A 17699-nucleotide genomic window follows, 5' to 3' on the forward strand; every position below is an offset into this window, starting at 1 on the left:
CAGCACCGGCTCCGGCCGCAGCACGCGCCGACGCCATCGCCGCCTGGCGCGATACCGCCGGCGCCGCTGGTGCTTGTCCTTCTGCCCCGCCTATGCCGGGACGAAAGGCCAACATCCGTAACAAGGTCATCGAGAAGCCAGCGTACTCATCCGGCGCCAACCCCAGCTCATTGCGGCCATGCACAGCGATCTGATAATACAGCTGCACCTCTTCCGCATCGAACGCGGCGGCAAGGCGCACGATATCCGCATACTCCGGCAAATCCTCCGGCAACGCAGCCGGCACCGTCTGCGCCAGCGCGATCCGGTGCAGCAAGGTGCCCAAATCCTGCAAAGCGCCGTTATACGACAGGCTGCGCGCCGCCATCTCATCGGCCACGGCCAGCAGATCGGCGCCATCCTGCGCCGCCAGCGCATCCAGCAGACGAATCAGATACGACTGGTCCAGCGCTCCGAGCATGCCCTGTACCGCATCCAGCGTCACTTCGCCGGCAGCGTAGGCAATCGCCTGGTCGGTCAGCGACAGCGCATCGCGCATCGAACCGTGGGCGCCGGCCGCCAGCAATCGCAGCGCGGGATGTTCAAAGGTAATGCCCTCCTGCCCCAGAATATTTTCCAGGTGGCCGATGATGTGGCCCGGCGGCATCTGCTTCAGATTGAATTGCAGGCAGCGCGACAGCACCGTCACCGGAATCTTCTGCGGATCGGTGGTCGCCAGAATAAACTTGACGTGCTCCGGCGGCTCTTCCAGCGTCTTCAGCATCGAGTTGAAGGCGTGGTTGGTCAGCATATGCACCTCATCGATCATGTAGACCTTGAAGCGCGCATTGCTCGGCGCGTACACCGCTTGTTCCAGCAGCTGCGCCATTTCGTCCACGCCGCGATTCGACGCCGCATCCATCTCGATGTAATCGACAAAGCGGCCCGCATCGATCGCCGTGCACGCCTCGCATACGCCGCACGGCGTCGCGGTGATGCCGCCATTGCCATCCGGACCAATGCAGTTGAGCGACTTGGCCAGAATCCGCGACAAGGTGGTTTTACCCACACCGCGGGTGCCGGTGAACAGATAAGCATGATGCAGCCGGCCGCTATGCAAAGCATGGGTCAGCGCGCGAACCACGTGCTCCTGGCCGACGAGCGTTTCGAAGTTCCGAGGGCGGTATTTACGGGCGAGGACTTGATAGGACATGCTGGGATTTTACCGTAGATAGCTGGATGCCAAAGCGACCATTGTAACAAGTCGAGAACGGATTGAGTAGAATTGAAAAAAGCTGCCCGAGGGCAGCTTTTAGTATAAGGAGGCGAGCCTGATCTGCGGCACTTATGGTGAATAGCTGTGGCTGCTTCGTTCCCGACCTGACCAGGTTGGCCATGCCACAATGCGCAGGGGCCCGCCAGACATCATTATACCTTACAGCCCGAGCTCCTGCCAAATTTGATCCACCCGTGTTTTCACCTCGGGCGACATGGTGATCACCGTGCCCCACTCGCGGGTGGTTTCGCCCGGCCACTTGTTGGTGGCGTCGATGCCCATCTTGCTGCCCAGGCCGCTTACGGGCGAGGCGAAGTCGAGGTAATCGATCGGCGTGTTGTCGACCAGCGTGGTGTCGCGGGTCGGATCGACGCGGGTCGTGATCGCCCAGATCACCTCGTTCCAGTCACGGATATTGACGTCCTCGTCCACCACCACAATAAACTTGGTGTACATGAACTGGCGCAGGAAGCTCCAGACGCCAAACATCACGCGCTTGGCGTGGCCGGCGTACTGCTTCTTGATCTGCACCACCGCCATGCGGTAGCTGCAGCCTTCGGCCGGCAGGTGGAAATCGGTGATCTCGCTGAACTGCTTTTGCAGCAGCGGGATGAACACCTCGTTCAGCGCCAGGCCCAGCACGGCCGGCTCATCCGGCGGTTTGCCGGTGTAAGTTGAGTGATAGATCGGATCGCGGCGCATGGTGATGCGGTCGATGGTGAACACCGGGAACGAGTCCTGCTCATTATAGTAACCCGTGTGGTCGCCATACGGCCCTTCCAGCGCATGCTCGTAACCGGTCGGATGGTTTTCGTCAGGATAGATATGGCCTTCCAGCACAATCTCGGCCGACGCCGGCACCCGCAGCTCGCTGCCGATGGCCTTGACCAGCTCGGTGCGGCTGCCGCGCAGCAGGCCGGCGAACTGGTATTCGGACAGGCTATCCGGCACCGGCGTCACCGCACCTAATATAGTAGCGGGATCGGCGCCCAGCGCGACGCAGATCGGATACGGCTTGCCCTTGCTCTGTATGGCGTGCTCGCGGAAGTCCAGCGCGCCGCCGCGGTGCGCCAGCCAGCGCATGATGACCTTGTTCGGACCCAGCACCTGCTGGCGATAAATGCCCAGATTCTGGCGCTTCTTATTAGTTCCCTTAGTAATTACCAGGCCCCACGTAATTAAAGGGGCGACGTCACCCGGCCAGCAGTGCTGGATCGGCAATTTCGACAAATCGACATCGGCGCCTTCCCAGACGATTTCCTGGCACTTCGCGCCGCGCAATTCCTTCGGCGCCATATCCCAGACGGCTTTGACCAGCGAGCCGAGGCCCATCAAGTCCTTGAAATCCTTCGGTGGCTCCGGCTCTTTCAGGCGCGACAGCACGTGGCCGATCTTGCGCAGTTCACTGACGTCGCTGGCTCCCATGCCCAAGGCCACGCGCTTCGGCGTGCCGAACAAATTGGTCAGCACCGGCATGCTGTGGCCGGTCGGATTTTGGAACAGCAGCGCCGGTCCGCCGGCCCGCAAAACGCGGTCGGACACCTCGGTCATCTCTAAATGTGGCGAAACAGGGGTCAAAATGGGTGTAAGTTCACCCATTCCTTGCAATTGAGAAATAAAATCTCGCAGATCGGAATATTTCATCGTTTTTTAATATTTTCTTACATTAAAGCGCACTGTTTAAAAATACAGGTCAAGTGGTTGATTTTATTGGTTTTCCACCGAACACAAGGCAAAATTCTAGATTTAAAAGTTATAAAGACGGTTGTCGTTAGTATTGACTTGATATAAAACGCCTCATACAATCCACCCTACTTGAAGAGAGACAGGTCTCTGGACCTCACGCGGACTACTTAAGTTGTCGCTCATTCATTCACGGAGTCGGGGCTCCACATGACATTTTAAGGAGTGTTTTCGAAAGGCGTCTTGCCTTCCTCCCCGAAAATAGTTGTATTGCATTCTGGTTGACTCCTGCGGGAGAGATCAGCAACAAGCAAGCAATGATGGCGTTCTCGCGCGCTTTTCTACAGCGGCGACGAACGAGATATTTCTGATGCACGGCATTAGCACCTGGTTAGCTGCGTATAACGCTGGCAGGGACCCGCTTTTACGGACATTTCAGGGGAACTATATGATTAATAGCAATACCGGCGCAATTTCGTTTGCCCGTCTGATGGCTCGCCAGCCAGCCGCGTGGTTCTCCACGACGCGCATTTCGGCAAAGGGCGTGCTGACCACCGCCCAACACACGCTGACCGTCGTCGGCGTAACCGCTTTAGTAGTTATGGCAGTAATGTTTGTTCGTCCGGATCTGGCCAAAGCCCTGAGCGACAGCCTGAACCGTTCGCCGGAAGTCGAAGCAGTCGCCGTCACCGCACCACCACTGACGGCCCTGATGGAGGCGCCAGCCGCCAATGCGCCAGCCAACGCTGCCGCACCGCTGACGGCCGAAGAAAAAGCCCTGCTGGGCACGCAGAAGCAGCAACAATGGGTTACTACCTGGCTGTCCAAGCGTTACCGCGTCGCCGGTGATGCCGCCAACATGCTGGTGTCGACCGCGTACCTGACGGCCCGCGAGATCAAGCTTGATCCGCTGCTGATTCTGGCGGTGATGTCGATCGAATCCGGCCTGAATCCGTTCGCGGAAAGCCCGGTCGGTGCGCAAGGCCTGATGCAAGTCATGTCGAAAGTGCACCATGAGAAATTCCAGGACATGGGCGGCCTGCAAGCCGCGCTGAACCCGGTAGCCAATATCCGCGTTGGCGCGCTGATCCTCAAGGATTACGTGACCCGTGGCGGCTCGGTGGAAGCCGGTCTGAAGAGCTACGTCGGCGCTGCGGCGTTCGAAACCGATGATGGTTACGGCAGCAAGGTCATGGCTGAGTACAACCGCCTGAAGCAGGTTTCGGCAGGTAAGAAAGTGCCAACCATCACTCCGGTGATGACCGCCTCGGCAAGCAAACCAGTAGCGCCAGTCGCTGTCGCCGATAAATCGGTGAGCGGCACGCAGATCGCTGGTCTGTAAGACTAACGCACGCAACAAAAAAGCCACCGGGTCGGGTGGCTTTTTTTTCGTCCTACCTCGGGCAATTGCTGACGACGATGGCGCCTGCACCTTTGAACGGGTCGCGCCCGCCGCTGAAGTTGTTGGATGCCGCCTTGTAGCAGATCTCCGCGCCGCCCGGCAGGATGAATTTGGTGACCCGGCTGCCATCCGCCGCAATCATTTCCACCTGACGCATCGATCCGCCACGATAGGCTTTGCTCATGGCGGCCGCCAGCGCGGTTTCGTCATTGACCAGCTTGCGGTCGCGCTGGGTGAAGGATTCCTTCAATACCGCCTTGTCGGCCGCCGCCGCGCCTGCAATCGCGCGCTGCTTGAGGTCCAGCTCCGGCTTGACCGGCAGCGCGAACGGGTCGGGAGGCGGCGCGCTTTGCGTGATGGCTTGCGGCGGCGCTGGTTCGGGCTCCGCCACCGGCGGCGCCGTAATCGGCTGTGGCTGCACGGACGGCGCCAGCGGCGCTGCCTTAGCCGCCTGAGCCGCCACGCGTGGTGGCGGCTCCACAGGCGGCGTCAACGGCTTACGCTGCGGCGGTAGTTTGATTGGCTCTAATATATAGGTGATGGACTCATGCGGCCCGATAGGCGCTGCCAGCGGCCGCTGAGGCGTCTGCCAGCACAAAAACGCCAGCACGTGCGCGCCGGCGATCAGCGCCAGCCAGCCACGCCGTCGCCAGCCAGGGGGATGCGATTCGATGACAACTCCAGAATTACTTAAAAATCAATTCTGTGCGGCACGTCCCTGCACGGTCAACCCGCAAATAAAAAAAGCCACCACACGCTACCGTGAGTGGCTTTTAACGATACCGGGGAAGCTTAGCGCTTCTTGTCGGCAGCGACTTCGTCCGGACGCAGGCGCGGCGCCAGCTTATCCAGCACGCCATTGACATACTTGTGGCCGTCGATACCGCCGAACGACTTGGTCAACTCCACCGCTTCGTTGATGACGACGCGATAAGGAATTTCCAGGTTGTTCTTCAGCTCGTAAGCACCGATCAGCAGCACCGCATGTTCAATCGGCGACAGCTCATTGATGCCACGGTCCACCAGCGGCGCAAACGTCGCGCGCAGTTCGACCGACGAGCCGATGGCGCCGTTCAGCAGCACGGTGAAATGCTCGGCGTCCGCCTTGTCGAAACCGTGGGCGCCGCGGATGTGGTTGACCACCGTCGAGGCCGACTCATTGTTCAGCAGCCACTGGTACAAGCCTTGCAGCGCGAACTCGCGCGCGCGGTGACGCGGCGTGCGGTTCTTGCTGGGGTTAGCGTGCGTAGTGTTCTCAGTCATATTCTTACCTTCGTATATTGATGCTATTTATTCGTCGTCGCCGTGATCCTGGTTCAGCTCTTCCAGGGCGATGGTCAGGTTGGCCATCTCGACCGCTACACGCGCAGCGTCGGCGCCTTTGACGGCCATGCGCACTTCGGCTTGCTCGTCGTTCTCGGTGGTCAGGATCGCGTTGGCGATCGGGATGCCGTAGTCTAAGCCGATACGGGTGATGCCTGCGCCCGATTCGTTGGACACCAGCTCGAAGTGGTAGGTTTCGCCACGGATGATGGCGCCCAGCGCGATCAGCGCGTCGAACTGCTGCGACTCGGCCATTTTCTGCAGCACCAGCGGCACTTCCAGCGCGCCCGGCACGGTCACGTGCAGGACGTCTTCGTCCGCCACGCCCAGGTGCTTGAGCTCAGCCAGACAGGCCGACAGCAGGCCGTGGCAGATGTCTTCGTTAAAACGGGCTTGTACCACGCCGATGCGCAGGTCTTCGCCGTTCAGGTTCGTTTCGTAGCTTCCTACGGTCATGATGGCCTCTTGTATGTTGGTTGATTATTCAGGTTTGGCAACGTAGCCGGTCACTTCCAGATTGAAGCCGGTCATCGACGGCATCTTGCGCGGGCTGGCCAGCAGCTGCATCTTGCAGACGCCGACTTCGCGCAGGATTTGCGCGCCGATGCCGTAGCTGCGCAGGTCCATGCTGGCAGCGCGGCCTTTCGGGCGGCTATCCGGCTTGTCCAGCGCATCGAACTGGGCGAAGAACTGCTCGGCGGTTTCCTCGCAGTTCAGCAGCACGATCACACCGCTGTCGGCCGCCTTCACCGCCGCCAGCGAGGCCGGCAGGTTCCACGAGTGGGTGGTGGCTTCGGATTCCAGCACGTCCAGGATCGACACCGGCTGGTGCACGCGTACCAGCGTCTCCTTGCCTTTCTCGATCTCGCCATGCACCAGCGCCAGGTGGGCCGAGCCGCTCGGCTTGTCGCGGTAGGCGATCATGCGGAACTCGCCTTGCGCGGTTTTCAGCGGACGCTCGCCCACTTTTTCCACCAGCGATTCATTGCGGCTGCGGTAGTGGATCAGGTCGGCGATGGTGCCGATCTTCAGATCGTGTTCCTTGGCAAATTCCAGCAGGTCCGGCAGGCGTGCCATGGTGCCGTCGTCCTTCATGATCTCGCAGATCACCGAGGCGGGCGTCAGGCCGGCCATGGCGGTCAGGTCGCAACCGGCTTCGGTATGGCCTGCGCGCATCAGCACGCCGCCCTTTTGCGCCTTCAGCGGGAAGATGTGGCCCGGCTGGACGATGTCCGACGGCTGCGCATCCTTGGCCACCGCGACCTGGATGGTCTTGGAACGGTCGGCGGCCGAGATGCCGGTGGTCACGCCTTCCGCCGCCTCGATCGAGACGGTGAAGTTGGTGCCGAAGGCGGTGCCGTTCTTGGTCGACATCATCGACAGTTCCAGCTGGTTGCAGCGCTCCTCGGTCAGCGTCAGGCACACCAGGCCGCGCGCGTATTTGACCATGAAATTGATGGCTTCCGGCGTGACGAAGTCCGCCGCGAGCACCAGGTCACCCTCGTTTTCCCGGTCTTCCTCATCGACCAGGATCACCATGCGGCCAGCGCGCAATTCGGCGACGATTTCTTCGGTGCTGGAAATTGACATTTTTTAATCCTTCAAGACTGTGCATGAGTATTTCTTAACCCGCTATTTTAAAGGATTTACGCCCGCCCCACCGCAAAAGCCCGCTTTTATCCACCGAACTTGCAAAAGTCCTATCAAATTCCGCTAAGATGACTGCTGGCAACGACCTGAATCCATTTGTAGCGTCCTTGCGTATAAGCAAGATACAAACAAAAAAGCGCAAGTCAGATTATGAAAACGACCATGCTCATCCGCGCTCTACCGCTCTGCCTGGCCCTGCTGCTGGCGGCGACCGCACAAGCGCAAGACAACCGGCAAATCGCCCAGGGCCAGCGGGTCTGGCAACAGCGCTGCACCGAATGCCACACGCTGGACGTCGATGATACCGGCCCGCACCATCGCGGCGTGTTCGGCCGCCGGGCCGGCAGCGTCAAGGGCTACGACTACTCGCGCGCGCTGCGCAAGGCCAATCTGGTGTGGGACGAGACCTCGCTCGACCGCTGGCTGACCGATCCGGAAAAATTCATCCCCGGCCAGAACATGGATTTCCGCGTGCGCAGCAAGGAAGAGCGTGCCGCCCTGATCGCCTACCTGAAAAGCCTGTCGGCGCCGGCTGCCGCTAGCCCTGCAGCGGCGCAAAACTAGCATGTAGCGACAAATAGGCCGCGCCGATCACCTTGGCGTCGTCGCCCACCTCGCCGGCCTGTAACTCCGGCCGCGCGGCGCCGGCCCAGTTGTAGCGGCCCAGTTCCTGTTCCACCAGCGCCAGCAGCGCCGCCAGCAAGCCGCGGTCGCAACGGCCGTCCACCACCACCCCGTCCAGATCGATCAAACAGGCTGCGCTGCAAATGGCGTAGGCGATGGCGTTGGCCGCTTCTGCCAGCCAGGCCTGCGTCAGCGGCAGCCACGGCTGCTGCAAGGCGCGCTCATCGGCCATGGCGTCCGACGCCAGGCCGGCCGCTTCGTAGCGCTGCTCCAGCGTCACCAGCGAGGCCACGCTTAGCAACTGCTGGGGCACGCCGTCGCGCGCGGCCTGCATCGGCATTGACCCGACCGCGCCGGAATTGCCGTGCACGCCAGCATGCGGCCAGCCGTTGATGACCAGGCTGCCGCCCGCCAGCGTATCCACGTAAATGTACAGGTAGCTGGCGAGGCTGCGACCCCGGCCGACCAGCAGTTCGGCCATGCAGGCGGCGGCGGTATCCTTTGCCTGGCTGACCGGCAGCGGCGTCAACGCCTGCACGCGCTGGCCGATGGCCATGCGGCCCCACTCGGCCGCATCGGCAGCCGGCATGCGCAGCAGTTCTTCCCACTCGCCGAAGTTGCGCGGCGCCGAGACGCCGATGCCGCACAGCCGCGCCGCCGCCTCCGGCCCCAGCGTGGCCAGCATGCGCGCCAGTTGTTGCTCGATGGCCGGGAATATCAACCCGGCATCCGGGCTGGCGTAGGCCAGCTCCCAGCGTTCCAGCACTGTGCCGAGCAGATCCACCAGCACAACCTTCAGCGTGCGGCGGCCGATCTGGATGCCGATCGCATACGCCCCCACCGGATTCAGCGCAATCGGCTGCGACGGCTGGCCGACCTTGCCGCGCTGCACTTCCAGCTTGCGCACCAGCTGTTCTTCCAGCAGCCGGTTGATGATGACCGACGCGGTCTGCGTGCTCAGCTCGGTCACGCGCGCCAGCTCGGCCTTGGCCAAGCTGCCGTGGCGGCGGATCTCGTGCAGCATGCGGCGCTCATTGGCGCCCAGGCGGCGTTGTGTTGGGTTCATGGCAAGAAATGGGAGGTTATTTTATTTGTGTAGTATAATTCTCGCTCAATTAATAAATCAAGTTGATTTATTAATTAAATACGAAAGGAGAACCATGCAAATTGATTCCAACCTTCTCGGCTTGATTGCCGCCGCCTGCACCACCCTCGCCTTTGTGCCGCAGGTAATCCTCATCTGGCGCCGCCGCTCGGCGGAAGGCGTCTCGACCGGTATGTACTGCGTCTTCTGCTTCGGCGTGTTCCTGTGGCTGGTGTACGGCATCAGCATCCAGGCTTGGCCGATCGCCATCAACAACGGTATCACCCTCGTACTCGCTTGCGCGGTGCTGATCATGAAATGGAGGTTCCGATGATGAACACCACGCCCCTGTCCAGCGACACGCTTGACGCGCTGCAACTGCACAATCCTGAACTGGCCCTGCCCGGCTACGACCGCAGCAAGCTAACCGCCGGCATCGCCCACATCGGCGTCGGCAACTTCCACCGCGTGCATCAGGCCGCGTACATCGACCAGTGCCTGCACCTGCCGGGCCATGAAGACTGGGCCATCATCGGCATCGGCCTGGGCGACAGCGAGCAGGCGCAGGCCAAGGCCGCCGCCTTCGCCCTGCAGGACGGCCTGTATACGGTGACCGAAACCGGCGCCGATGGCAGCGCCAGCGCGCGCGTAATCGGCGCCATGATCGACTACCTGCACGCGCCGGCCGATCCGGAAGCGGTGCTGCGCTGCCTGAGCGATCCCGCCATCCGCATCGTCACGCTGACAATCACCGAAGGCGGCTACAACCTCAACGAAGCAACCGGCGAATTCCGTCTGACCGCGCCCGACATCGCCGCCGAACTCGCCGGTGGCGCGCCGCGCTCGGCATTTGCCTACCTGGTCGAATCGCTGCGCCGCCGGCGCGACAACGGCAGCGGCGGCTACACCGTGGTGTCCTGCGACAACCTGCGCCACAACGGCGACACCGCTCGCCTGGCCGTGCTGAGCTACGCGCAAGCGGTGGATGTGGAACTCGCCGACTGGATCGCCGCCGAAGTGACCTTCCCCAACAGCATGGTGGACCGCATCGCGCCCGGCATTCCGGCCGACCAGGCAGATGCGCTGAACAGCGCCAGCGGCGTCAACGACCAGATGCCGGCGCTGGCCGAACCGTACACACAATGGGTGATCGAAGACCGCTTCAGCGCCGGCCGCCCCGACCTGGCCGCCGCCGGTGTCGAGCTACTGGACGACGTGACCCAGCACGAAGCGATCAAAGGCCGCATGCTGAACGCCTCGCACATGATGCTGGCGTATCCAGGCCTGCTGCTGGGCTACCGCACTGTGCCGGAAGCCATGGCTGATGACGACCTGCGCCAGCTGCTGCATAACTTCATGGAACACGACGCCATGCCGCTGCTCGATGAGCCTGAAGGTTTGGTATTGGAGGATTACAAGAACAGTGTGCTGGAGCGCTTCAACAATCCAGCGATTGCCGACCAGCTAACGCGGGTGGCGCACGACGGCGCGGCCAAGATTCCGGTGTTTTACACCGCCACCGTCAAGGGCATGCTGAGCCGGGGCTTCAACTGCCGTCGCGTGGCCTTCCTGCTGGCCTGCTTCCGCCTGTATCTGAATGGGCTGGACGCGCGCGGCGATCGCTACGACGTCAACGAACCACGCCTGAGCAATGCGGACTGGTCGCTGATACGCAACGGCCCGCCGTCGGCGGTTCTCGACCTCAGCTGCTTCCGGGGCATGAAGCTGACGCAGCACGCCCGCATGGTCACCACCTACAACAGCTTGTGGATGGCGGTCACGCGCAGCGGTGTACGCGCGACCTTGCAATCGCTGATGAAGTAATTACTTGGTGGCGGCGCCGACCGACACCATGCGCTCGACGTAGCGGGCGATCAGGTCGATTTCCAGGTTGACCTTGGCGTCGACTTTCAGGTGCTTCAGCGTGGTCACGGCGATGGTGTGCGGGATCAGATTGATCGAGAACTGGCACACCAGGTCGGCGCCGGTGCCGATGTCGGTCACGCGGTTGACGGTCAGCGACACGCCGTTGACCACGATCGAGCCTTTGTAGGCCAGGAACTTGGCCAGCTCGTGCGGCGATTCGATCACCAGTTCCCACGATTCGCCGACCGGCTCGAACTTGCGCACCACGCCCAGGCCGTCCACGTGGCCGGACACCAGGTGGCCGCCCAGGCGCTCGTTCAATGTCAGGGCTTTTTCCAGGTTCACTTCGGTCAGCGTGTCGAGGCCGACGGTCTTGTTCAGGCTTTCGCGCGAGACGTCGACGCGGAAGTTGCTGGCGTCCTTCTCGATTACCGTCATGCAGGCGCCGTTGATGGCGATCGAGTCGCCCAGGCCGACGTCGGCCAGCGGCAGGCCGCCGGCGTTGATGTCCAGGCGCACGCCTGCGAAAGAGCCGCCTTCCAGCGGTTTGACCGATTCAATTTTGCCGACAGCGGCGACGATACCAGTAAACATAGTTTTTCCTAATGAGTGAAGCGGGCAAGGATACGCAAATCTTCGCCGATCTGCTTAACCTCGTGAAATTTCAACATCTTCTTGTGGGCCAGGTCGGTCAGGGTTGGCAGCGCAAACATGCCTTGCGCATCGCCGATCAAAGCCGGGGCCAGATACACCAGCAGCTCATCGACGCAGCCTTCGCGGATTAGCGAACCGTTCAGCTTGCCACCGGCTTCGACGTGCAGCTCGTTGATCTGGCGGCGGCCCAGCTCGCGCATCAGCTCCGGCAGGTCGACCTTACCGGACGCATTAGGCAGCACAATCACCTCGTGACCGGCGGCGGCCAGCGCGGCTTCCTTCTCCGGATGGCGGACGGCGGCAACGATCCACGTCCCACCTCCCTCCAATATCTTGGCGGAAAGCTCAATATCAAGCCTGCTGTCGACCACGATGCGGCGCGGCTGGCGCGGCGTCTCGACGGCGCGCACGTTGAGTTGCGGATTATCGGCCTTGACGGTGCCGATGCCGGTCAGGATGGCGTCCGCGCGCGCGCGCCAGTGGTGGCCGTCGGCACGCGCTTCCGGGCCAGTGATCCACTGGCTGACGCCGTTGTGCAGCGCCGTCATGCCGTCCAGGCTGGCTGCGGTCTTCATGCGCACCCACGGCAGGCCGCGCGTCATGCGCGAGAAAAAGCCGATATTCAGCTCATACGCCTGATCAGCCAACAGGCCGACACTGGTCTCGATGCCATTGGCGGCCAGCTTGGCCAGCCCTTGCCCTGCCACCAGCGGATTCGGATCTTCCATCGCCGCCACTACACGGCCGAGACCGGCACGCACCAGCGCGTCCGAGCATGGCGGCGTGCGGCCGTGGTGATTGCACGGCTCCAGCGTAACGTAGGCGGTGGCGCCGCGCACGTCGTGGCCGCGCGCCTGCGCGTCCTTCAGCGCCTGGATTTCGGCGTGGTCGCTGCCAGCCTGTTGCGTGACGCCGGCGCCGATCACCTGGCCGTCGCGCACGATCACGCAACCGATGTGCGGATTCGGCGCGGTGCTGTACAGGCCCTTGGCGGCCCACTCCAGCGCCAGCGTCATGCCTTCAAGATCGTTACGGATGTTCACATTGTTCCTGCCGAGTTGGGTATCGCGCCATTATAAAGGCTAGATCAATCGTCGGCTCCGGTGCAAGTGGCAGAGGCGGTGGCCGGATCGCAGACGCGCACGCGGCCGAGCATGTTGATCTTGATGTGGCGCGCCTGGTCGCCCTGCGTCAGCGACAGCGTGCCCCAGCGGGCGGCGATGCTGTTGCCTGCGGCGCAAGTACGGCCGGTGCCGTTGTAGGCCAGATAGGCCGGACTATTGCCGGAGGTGAATTTGGAGGTGATGACGATGTCGGTGCGCAGCGGGTCGTGGCGGTAGAGGATCTTTTCCTCCGCGTCTGGCCGGCGGTTGCCGTTTTGGTCGAGGAACACGACCCAGCCGCTTTGCCACTCCTCTTTAAGCGGCGCCATCAGCACCTTGCTGCCGCGCGCCAGCGCTTGCGTACGGGTCAGGTCGATGGCCGCCAGCAAGTCGTTGACGGCGGCTTGCAGGCGCAGGCGTTGCAGCGATTGGTGGAAGGACGGCGCCGCCGCGCCGAGCAGCACGCCGGCGATGACCAGCACGATCAGCAACTCAATCATCGTGAGGCCGGCGTGTTTCATAGCCAGCATCCGGATGCCGGGCCGCTGGCGAGACGCAGGCCGTTGCTGGTCAACATCAGCGTCTGGCAGTCGTCGTCGCGAAAGTGCACATCGACTGCGCGGGTGCCGGGCGTGGCGACAATTTGCACGCATTCCCGGATGGTCTCGCCGTCGCACGCCTTGCCTTCGATTTCGTAAGCGCTGTTCTGCGGATTGGCGCCGCTCCACCACTGGAAGAGCCGTGCCTCCGGCTCGGTGCTGCTGGCCGAGAAGGCGATGTAGGTGTTGTTCTGGGAGTGGAATCGTTCTTGCTGCATCATCAGCTTGAGCAATGCCGATTGCGCCTCGCCGCGCTTGGTGCGGATGATGTGCTGCTGATACGCCGGCATGGCCTGGGCTGCCAGCACGGCCAGGATCACCAGCACCACCAGCAATTCGATCAGGCTGAAGCCGGCCGGTTTCATTTTGCGGCCTCGTGCAGTTCGCGCCAGTTGCTGATTTCGCGCCAACTCAGGCGGCCCGTGCGGCGTGTGGCCTTGAAGCTGCCGGTAGGCGTGACCTGCCCCGCGCCGCCGACGTGCACCAGGGCTGCGTTTTTTGTTTGCAGAATGCGTCCCGTCGCATCGCGCGGTCCCGCCGTCGCTGATTGCGGCAACAACAGCGGTAGCGGCGTGTATTCGGGCAGCATCAGGCCGACGATTGCGTCCTTGCTGGGCAGGATGGCGGTGAAGCGGCCGTCGTCCGGCAGCCCGGTCAGCGCGCTCAGTGCGTAACTGCGGCTGCGTGTCGGGGCACACATATCTGCGCCGGGTAGCACGGTGTTGAATAGCACCGCGCCGTCGGTCACCACGCCGGCGTTGGTGCTGCGCTCATTGGTCTGCACAAAATCGACATACCAGCCTTTGCTCTGCGCATCCATCGGTGCGCCGCTGATGCTGAGCAATGCGCCGCTGCCGTCGAGGAAACGCGGCGTTAGCTGCTTGCGGTTGGTGATGACTTCCTGCGGCGTTTGCAGGCTGTCGATGATGCCGTAGTAGGACTGCGTGACCGGCGAGACGCTGCGGTCGGACTTTTCTATCATCCGTCCGGTGCCGAACAGGATCACGTAGCCGCGCACTTTGGCGTAGGCCAGCAAGGGTTGTTCGGTGATTGGTTGGCGCTGGCCTTGACCGTCGCGCGCTACGAACAGCGGTTTGCCGATGGCGTCGGGCCATGGCGCTTTGCCGCTGAAATCGAAGCGCCACAGATTGCCTTGCAGGTCGCCGGCATAGGCGTATAGTAAGGTGCCATCGCTGTCTTTCAGCAGCACCGGCGCGCTGAGTGCGCTAGCCAGAGTGGTGATGCGGTAGTAGTTGCTGTTGAGTTGCCAGCCCTGGTCGCGTGGTTTGTCGAGGGCGAGCAGAAACAAGGCGCCGTCGCCATCGTTGTTGATGCCGCTGGCGACGATGGCGAAGTGGCGCAGCACGCCGGCTTGCATGCGTACTTGTGCGATCTGCGGATTGGTGATGACGTTTCCCATCAGTGCGTCGTCGCGGTCGGTGAACTCCCACAGCGCGCCGAGGCCGGCGGCGAAGTTTGTTGGGTCTGTGACGTCCAGCGCGAATACGCCGCGTGCGCCGCCGCCCATGGCGGAGATGAGTATGGTTTTTTGTTTGCCGTTGATGCTGGCCTGGCCGGTACTGGCCGGGCCGTCAACGTAAGCGCGGTGGACGTAGGTGGGTTTGGTCAGGTGGTGCAGTTGGACGATCAGCGCATCGGGCACGTAGGCGAAGAGTTCGATGCCGGTGATGGCGTCGAAGGCGTGTAGCATGCCGTCGTTGGCGCCGAGGTAGACTGCTTCGCGGTGGTCGATGGCGCCGACGTAGACGGCGGTGCTATGGACTGCGTCGCCGAGGATGCTGGTGCGTTGGCGGAATGGTTTGCCTTCCAGTGTGCGGTCGCCGCGCAGGTAGTTGAGGCGCTGCTCGCCGGCGTTGTCGGTCTGGTTGAGCGCGGCTTGCTGTTCGGCGGAGAGAGTTTGCCAGGTGAAGGGCGTCATGGTCAGCGCGCCGTTGGGCTGAATGATGGCGGTATGGATGTTGCGCTGATCCGGCATCGGCATGGGCGGCTGCCCGGCGCTGCCGGTGAGGATTGCGCCAGCGTCCCAAGCCAGCACAGACGCCCCGCTGCTGCCCGCCGCCCCGGCCGGCAACACGTAACGCGAGAAATGGCCGCTCCAGTCGCCAATGTCCATCGTGGACTGATACAGGTCGCCAGCGCTGGGCGGCGACGGTGACGAGGCCGACACAGACGCCGCAGTCGGCCGCAGCAACATCGGCCCGTTTGCCGTCCCGCCCACCACCTTGCCTGGCTTGCACGCCGCCGCCAGCGGCTGGCTGTCGATATCCACCGCCGGCGCGGCGTGCGCTGGCGCGCCGACGCACTTCGCCAAGACGAGCAACAAAACCATCCAGCACCGTCGCCAGGGCGTCGCTCGTGACAACTGTCGACCGTGTGATCCTCTTGGACCTCGCTGGTCTTGCCCGCCTTGCCCCATCCGCATCAATTTGCTCATGGCTTCTCCTCTGGCTTGCTAAACACGCTTTGCAAAACCACATCCGTCCCCGGCTTGGCGCCGAAACCAATGGCGGTCACGCGGTAGCAGTACTGCGGCTTGGCGCCCGCCGATGCGTCATCACCCGGCTGATGGCACTCCATCCGCTCGATCAAATAACGCGGCTTCTTAAACGGCAAAAAGCCTTCGCCAGTCGGCAGGGCCGCTGCCGTGTATGCACCATGCGTCACCGTACACGCACCTCCGTCCGCGACGCCGGATAAATCGACCACCTGCCAAACCGCCTTCTCCCCAACCGCCGCCCGCAACCGCAAGCCCACACCACCCGCGCCGCACGTCGCACCAAACGCATCCTCGCCCTCAAACGCCGCCCGCCGCGAAGGATCGTTGCTGTCCCGAATATCCCGCTCCGCATCTGCCAAGGCATCCTCCGCCGTCAGAAACGCCACATCCCGATCGCGCTCGGCGCGCGCCGCCTTCTCGCCTTGTAGACACAACTGCGCCGCTGAGACGCCCAACAGCAGCACCATAATCAGCAGCACCAGGCTGACCAGCAACACGATTCCCCGCTGCCCGCGCATGATTCAGCCATCCCGATTCCGCGCCGCCACCGTCGCGCTGAAGATGCGACGCGGCCGCAAGCGCTGCTCCGTCGGAAAATCAGCCTGCGCCACGCGCACGCCAATATCATCCGGATGCGCATCCGCATACGCTGCGCCAAACAGATCAAAGTTCGCGCTCACCGTATCCAGCCGCGTGTTGCCCTCGCCGTGTAGCAGCAAGGCCAGCTTGATGGTGCACACGCGTTTCCAATTCGCTGCGGCAGTCACCGCCGTCGCATTCAGATAAACATTGGGCACGCCGTCCATCGGCACATCGGTATCGACGCCATACAGCACCTGGAAGGAATCGACGCCGCGCACCACCGCATCCGCACCCCAGCCGGATGCGCTGCGGTATTTGCAACGCAACTCAGGTTCGCCATCGGCATCCACGCCCACATAGAAAATGCTCCAGCCGCGCGTGTCGCCGGCCACGCCAAAGCCGCCGCAGTTGACGCTGGAACCATCGCCAGTTGCACCGTCGCCAAAACCACTGAAACGCAACGCCAGCACATCGCTACCCGCGACTACCGGCGGAAGTGGCGCGCTGATGCCGTCGCTGCTGCGGGTGATGGTGGCGGCATCCAGGCCATCCACGGAGGCGGACATTTCAGGATCTAGCTCCGGCGGCACGCCGTCGCGGTCCCAATTGATGTAAGCGCCCTGCCGTATCGCCTGCGCCATCACCTGCAAGGCGTAACGGCCGCCGTCGTTGAGCCACATGGTGTCGCTGTGATGGCGGTAATTGCTGCCGGCCGCTACCAGCATCCCGCTGGCTAGCAAGGTCACCAGCAAGCCCAGCGCAACCGCGATCAGGAATTCGACCATGCCCCAGCCGCCCAAAGATGTCGATTTCATGGCGATGCTCCCACCACCAGCGCCACGCTCGGCACGTACTTGCCGGCGGCGGTCTTGTCCTGCGTGCCATCCGGTCGCTTGCCGCGCCAGCCGACCTTGACCACAGTGGGCGCTGCAACGCCGCCGCTGCATGACCAGTGCAGCTTGCCGCCGCTCCACAAGCCGGCATCGCGACAGATGACGACACGGCCGGTGGGCAGATGCGAGCGCATTTGCGACTTGGCTTCGTACAGGTCGGCTAGCGCCAACTGGTCCGCCGAACACGCGCCGGCGTGACACAGCGCCGCCGGCACGCCAGGCGCCGGTTCGACAACAGCATCGTAATCAAGGGTGAGATAAGTGTCGCGTTGCGACGGATTGGCGCGCATGCGTTCGGCCAGCGACGTGGCCATCTGCGTCGCCTGCGACAGCAGCACCGATTGCTGCCGCGCCCGCAACGCGGCCAACTGCAACGCCACGCCGCCGAGAATGCCCAAGGCAAGCACCAGCATGGCGATCAGGATTTCCAGCAGCGTAAAGCCACGGGCGCGCACGGCACACC

The 17699-nt window shown here is 62.8% G+C and carries 19 protein-coding genes and 1 other RNA gene; 4 read left to right on the forward strand and 16 right to left on the reverse strand.

What is annotated here, in order from left to right:
* The 3 genes from dnaX to ubiD form a co-directional block, all read right to left on the reverse strand.
* Positions 1-1192 (reverse strand): DNA polymerase III subunit gamma/tau (gene dnaX / locus GTP69_RS29035; RefSeq protein ID WP_161058125.1); only part of this gene is annotated, 1192 nt, incomplete at its 3' end.
* Between the two features lie 108 nt (positions 1193-1300).
* An RNA gene (ffs, locus tag GTP69_RS29040) (signal recognition particle sRNA small type) lies at positions 1301-1399 on the reverse strand.
* A gap of 15 nt (positions 1400-1414) precedes the next feature.
* Positions 1415-2899 (reverse strand): 4-hydroxy-3-polyprenylbenzoate decarboxylase, encoded by a 1485-nt coding sequence (gene ubiD / locus GTP69_RS29045; RefSeq protein WP_161058126.1) that lies wholly within the window; start codon positions 2897-2899, stop codon positions 1415-1417.
* Positions 2900-3386: 487 nt separating this feature from the next.
* On the opposite strand from ubiD, the gene GTP69_RS29050 reads away from it, so the two are divergent.
* Positions 3387-4280, forward strand: coding sequence for a transglycosylase SLT domain-containing protein (locus tag GTP69_RS29050; protein ID WP_161058127.1), 894 nt, complete (start codon positions 3387-3389; stop codon positions 4278-4280).
* Between the two features lie 52 nt (positions 4281-4332).
* Here GTP69_RS29050 and GTP69_RS29055 read toward each other — a convergent pair whose 3' ends face one another.
* The 4 genes from GTP69_RS29055 to ribBA all read right to left on the reverse strand — a co-directional run bounded on the left by GTP69_RS29055 (position 4333) and on the right by ribBA (position 7253).
* Positions 4333-4821, reverse strand: coding sequence for a hypothetical protein (locus tag GTP69_RS29055; protein WP_161058128.1), 489 nt, complete (start codon positions 4819-4821; stop codon positions 4333-4335).
* 311 nt (positions 4822-5132) lie between these two features.
* Complete coding sequence (gene nusB, locus GTP69_RS29060) at positions 5133-5603, reverse strand: transcription antitermination factor NusB (protein ID WP_110849838.1); 471 nt, start codon at positions 5601-5603, stop codon at positions 5133-5135.
* A gap of 27 nt (positions 5604-5630) precedes the next feature.
* The gene (gene ribH, locus GTP69_RS29065; protein WP_161046914.1) at positions 5631-6119 is read right to left on the reverse strand and encodes a 6,7-dimethyl-8-ribityllumazine synthase; all 489 of its coding nucleotides are present in this window, start codon (positions 6117-6119) and stop codon (positions 5631-5633) included.
* 24 nt (positions 6120-6143) lie between these two features.
* On the reverse strand, positions 6144-7253 hold the full coding sequence (gene ribBA / locus GTP69_RS29070) for a bifunctional 3,4-dihydroxy-2-butanone-4-phosphate synthase/GTP cyclohydrolase II (protein WP_161058129.1): 1110 nt from the start codon (positions 7251-7253) through the stop codon (positions 6144-6146).
* 222 nt (positions 7254-7475) lie between these two features.
* On the opposite strand from ribBA, the gene GTP69_RS29075 reads away from it, so the two are divergent.
* Complete coding sequence (locus tag GTP69_RS29075) at positions 7476-7877, forward strand: c-type cytochrome (RefSeq protein ID WP_161058130.1); 402 nt, start codon at positions 7476-7478, stop codon at positions 7875-7877.
* On the opposite strand, the gene GTP69_RS29080 is transcribed toward GTP69_RS29075, so the two are convergent.
* Complete coding sequence (locus tag GTP69_RS29080; protein WP_161058131.1) at positions 7852-9003, reverse strand: ROK family transcriptional regulator; 1152 nt, start codon at positions 9001-9003, stop codon at positions 7852-7854. The genes GTP69_RS29075 and GTP69_RS29080 overlap by 26 nt on opposite strands.
* A 94-nt stretch (positions 9004-9097) precedes the next feature.
* Between GTP69_RS29080 and GTP69_RS29085 the strand changes: the two genes are divergently transcribed.
* Together GTP69_RS29085 and GTP69_RS29090 are read left to right on the forward strand one after the other, a co-directional pair.
* The gene (locus tag GTP69_RS29085; protein WP_110849842.1) at positions 9098-9355 is read left to right on the forward strand and encodes a SemiSWEET transporter; all 258 of its coding nucleotides are present in this window, start codon (positions 9098-9100) and stop codon (positions 9353-9355) included.
* Complete coding sequence (locus GTP69_RS29090) at positions 9352-10845, forward strand: mannitol dehydrogenase family protein (protein WP_229261199.1); 1494 nt, start codon at positions 9352-9354, stop codon at positions 10843-10845. The genes GTP69_RS29085 and GTP69_RS29090 overlap by 4 nt, the downstream gene beginning before the upstream one ends.
* Here the strand turns inward: GTP69_RS29090 and GTP69_RS29095 are convergent, their stop codons facing one another.
* The 8 genes from GTP69_RS29095 to pilV all read right to left on the reverse strand — a co-directional run bounded on the left by GTP69_RS29095 (position 10846) and on the right by pilV (position 17691).
* Positions 10846-11481 carry a riboflavin synthase gene (locus GTP69_RS29095; protein ID WP_161058133.1) on the reverse strand — a complete coding sequence of 212 codons (636 nt, stop codon included), beginning with the start codon at positions 11479-11481 and terminating at the stop codon, positions 10846-10848.
* Between the two features lie 8 nt (positions 11482-11489).
* Positions 11490-12557 (reverse strand): bifunctional diaminohydroxyphosphoribosylaminopyrimidine deaminase/5-amino-6-(5-phosphoribosylamino)uracil reductase RibD, encoded by a 1068-nt coding sequence (gene ribD, locus GTP69_RS29100; protein ID WP_202424621.1) that lies wholly within the window; start codon positions 12555-12557, stop codon positions 11490-11492.
* Positions 12558-12628: 71 nt separating this feature from the next.
* On the reverse strand, positions 12629-13165 hold the full coding sequence (locus tag GTP69_RS29105; RefSeq protein ID WP_229261200.1) for a GspH/FimT family pseudopilin: 537 nt from the start codon (positions 13163-13165) through the stop codon (positions 12629-12631).
* Positions 13162-13608, reverse strand: coding sequence for a type IV pilin protein (locus tag GTP69_RS29110; RefSeq protein ID WP_161058136.1), 447 nt, complete (start codon positions 13606-13608; stop codon positions 13162-13164). The genes GTP69_RS29105 and GTP69_RS29110 overlap by 4 nt, the downstream gene beginning before the upstream one ends.
* A complete protein-coding gene (locus GTP69_RS29115) occupies positions 13605-15593 on the reverse strand; it encodes a pilus assembly protein (protein WP_161058137.1) in 1989 nt (662 codons plus the stop codon). Before GTP69_RS29115 ends, GTP69_RS29110 begins: the two co-directional genes overlap by 4 nt.
* Positions 15594-15694: 101 nt before the next feature.
* On the reverse strand, positions 15695-16258 hold the full coding sequence (locus tag GTP69_RS29120) for a pilus assembly PilX family protein (protein WP_371868188.1): 564 nt from the start codon (positions 16256-16258) through the stop codon (positions 15695-15697).
* A gap of 24 nt (positions 16259-16282) precedes the next feature.
* Complete coding sequence (locus GTP69_RS29125; RefSeq protein WP_161058139.1) at positions 16283-17158, reverse strand: PilW family protein; 876 nt, start codon at positions 17156-17158, stop codon at positions 16283-16285.
* A complete protein-coding gene (pilV, locus tag GTP69_RS29130; protein ID WP_371868190.1) occupies positions 17155-17691 on the reverse strand; it encodes a type IV pilus modification protein PilV in 537 nt (178 codons plus the stop codon). The genes GTP69_RS29125 and pilV overlap by 4 nt, the downstream gene beginning before the upstream one ends.
* Between the last annotated feature and the right edge of the window lie 8 nt (positions 17692-17699).

Origin of the sequence: Duganella levis (assembly GCF_009857605.1) — a bacterium.
In the GTDB taxonomy this organism is placed as follows: domain Bacteria; phylum Pseudomonadota; class Gammaproteobacteria; order Burkholderiales; family Burkholderiaceae_D; genus Rugamonas; species Rugamonas levis.

Coding starts and splice junctions, on each gene's coding strand:
- GTP69_RS29080 (WP_161058131.1), bottom strand. CDS start 9,003: ATGAACCCAACACAACGCCGCCTGGGCGCCAATGAGCGCCGCATGCTG.
- GTP69_RS29085 (WP_110849842.1), top strand. CDS start 9,098: ATGCAAATTGATTCCAACCTTCTCGGCTTGATTGCCGCCGCCTGCACC.
- GTP69_RS29110 (WP_161058136.1), bottom strand. CDS start 13,608: ATGAAACCGGCCGGCTTCAGCCTGATCGAATTGCTGGTGGTGCTGGTG.
- ribBA (WP_161058129.1), bottom strand. CDS start 7,253: ATGTCAATTTCCAGCACCGAAGAAATCGTCGCCGAATTGCGCGCTGGC.
- nusB (WP_110849838.1), bottom strand. CDS start 5,603: ATGACTGAGAACACTACGCACGCTAACCCCAGCAAGAACCGCACGCCG.
- GTP69_RS29125 (WP_161058139.1), bottom strand. CDS start 17,158: ATGAAATCGACATCTTTGGGCGGCTGGGGCATGGTCGAATTCCTGATC.
- GTP69_RS29105 (WP_229261200.1), bottom strand. CDS start 13,165: ATGAAACACGCCGGCCTCACGATGATTGAGTTGCTGATCGTGCTGGTC.
- GTP69_RS29050 (WP_161058127.1), top strand. CDS start 3,387: ATGATTAATAGCAATACCGGCGCAATTTCGTTTGCCCGTCTGATGGCT.
- ubiD (WP_161058126.1), bottom strand. CDS start 2,899: ATGAAATATTCCGATCTGCGAGATTTTATTTCTCAATTGCAAGGAATG.
- ribH (WP_161046914.1), bottom strand. CDS start 6,119: ATGACCGTAGGAAGCTACGAAACGAACCTGAACGGCGAAGACCTGCGC.
- GTP69_RS29075 (WP_161058130.1), top strand. CDS start 7,476: ATGCTCATCCGCGCTCTACCGCTCTGCCTGGCCCTGCTGCTGGCGGCG.
- GTP69_RS29095 (WP_161058133.1), bottom strand. CDS start 11,481: ATGTTTACTGGTATCGTCGCCGCTGTCGGCAAAATTGAATCGGTCAAA.
- GTP69_RS29090 (WP_229261199.1), top strand. CDS start 9,352: ATGATGAACACCACGCCCCTGTCCAGCGACACGCTTGACGCGCTGCAA.
- ribD (WP_202424621.1), bottom strand. CDS start 12,557: ATGACGCTGGCGCTGGAGTGGGCCGCCAAGGGCCTGTACAGCACCGCG.
- GTP69_RS29115 (WP_161058137.1), bottom strand. CDS start 15,593: ATGGTTTTGTTGCTCGTCTTGGCGAAGTGCGTCGGCGCGCCAGCGCAC.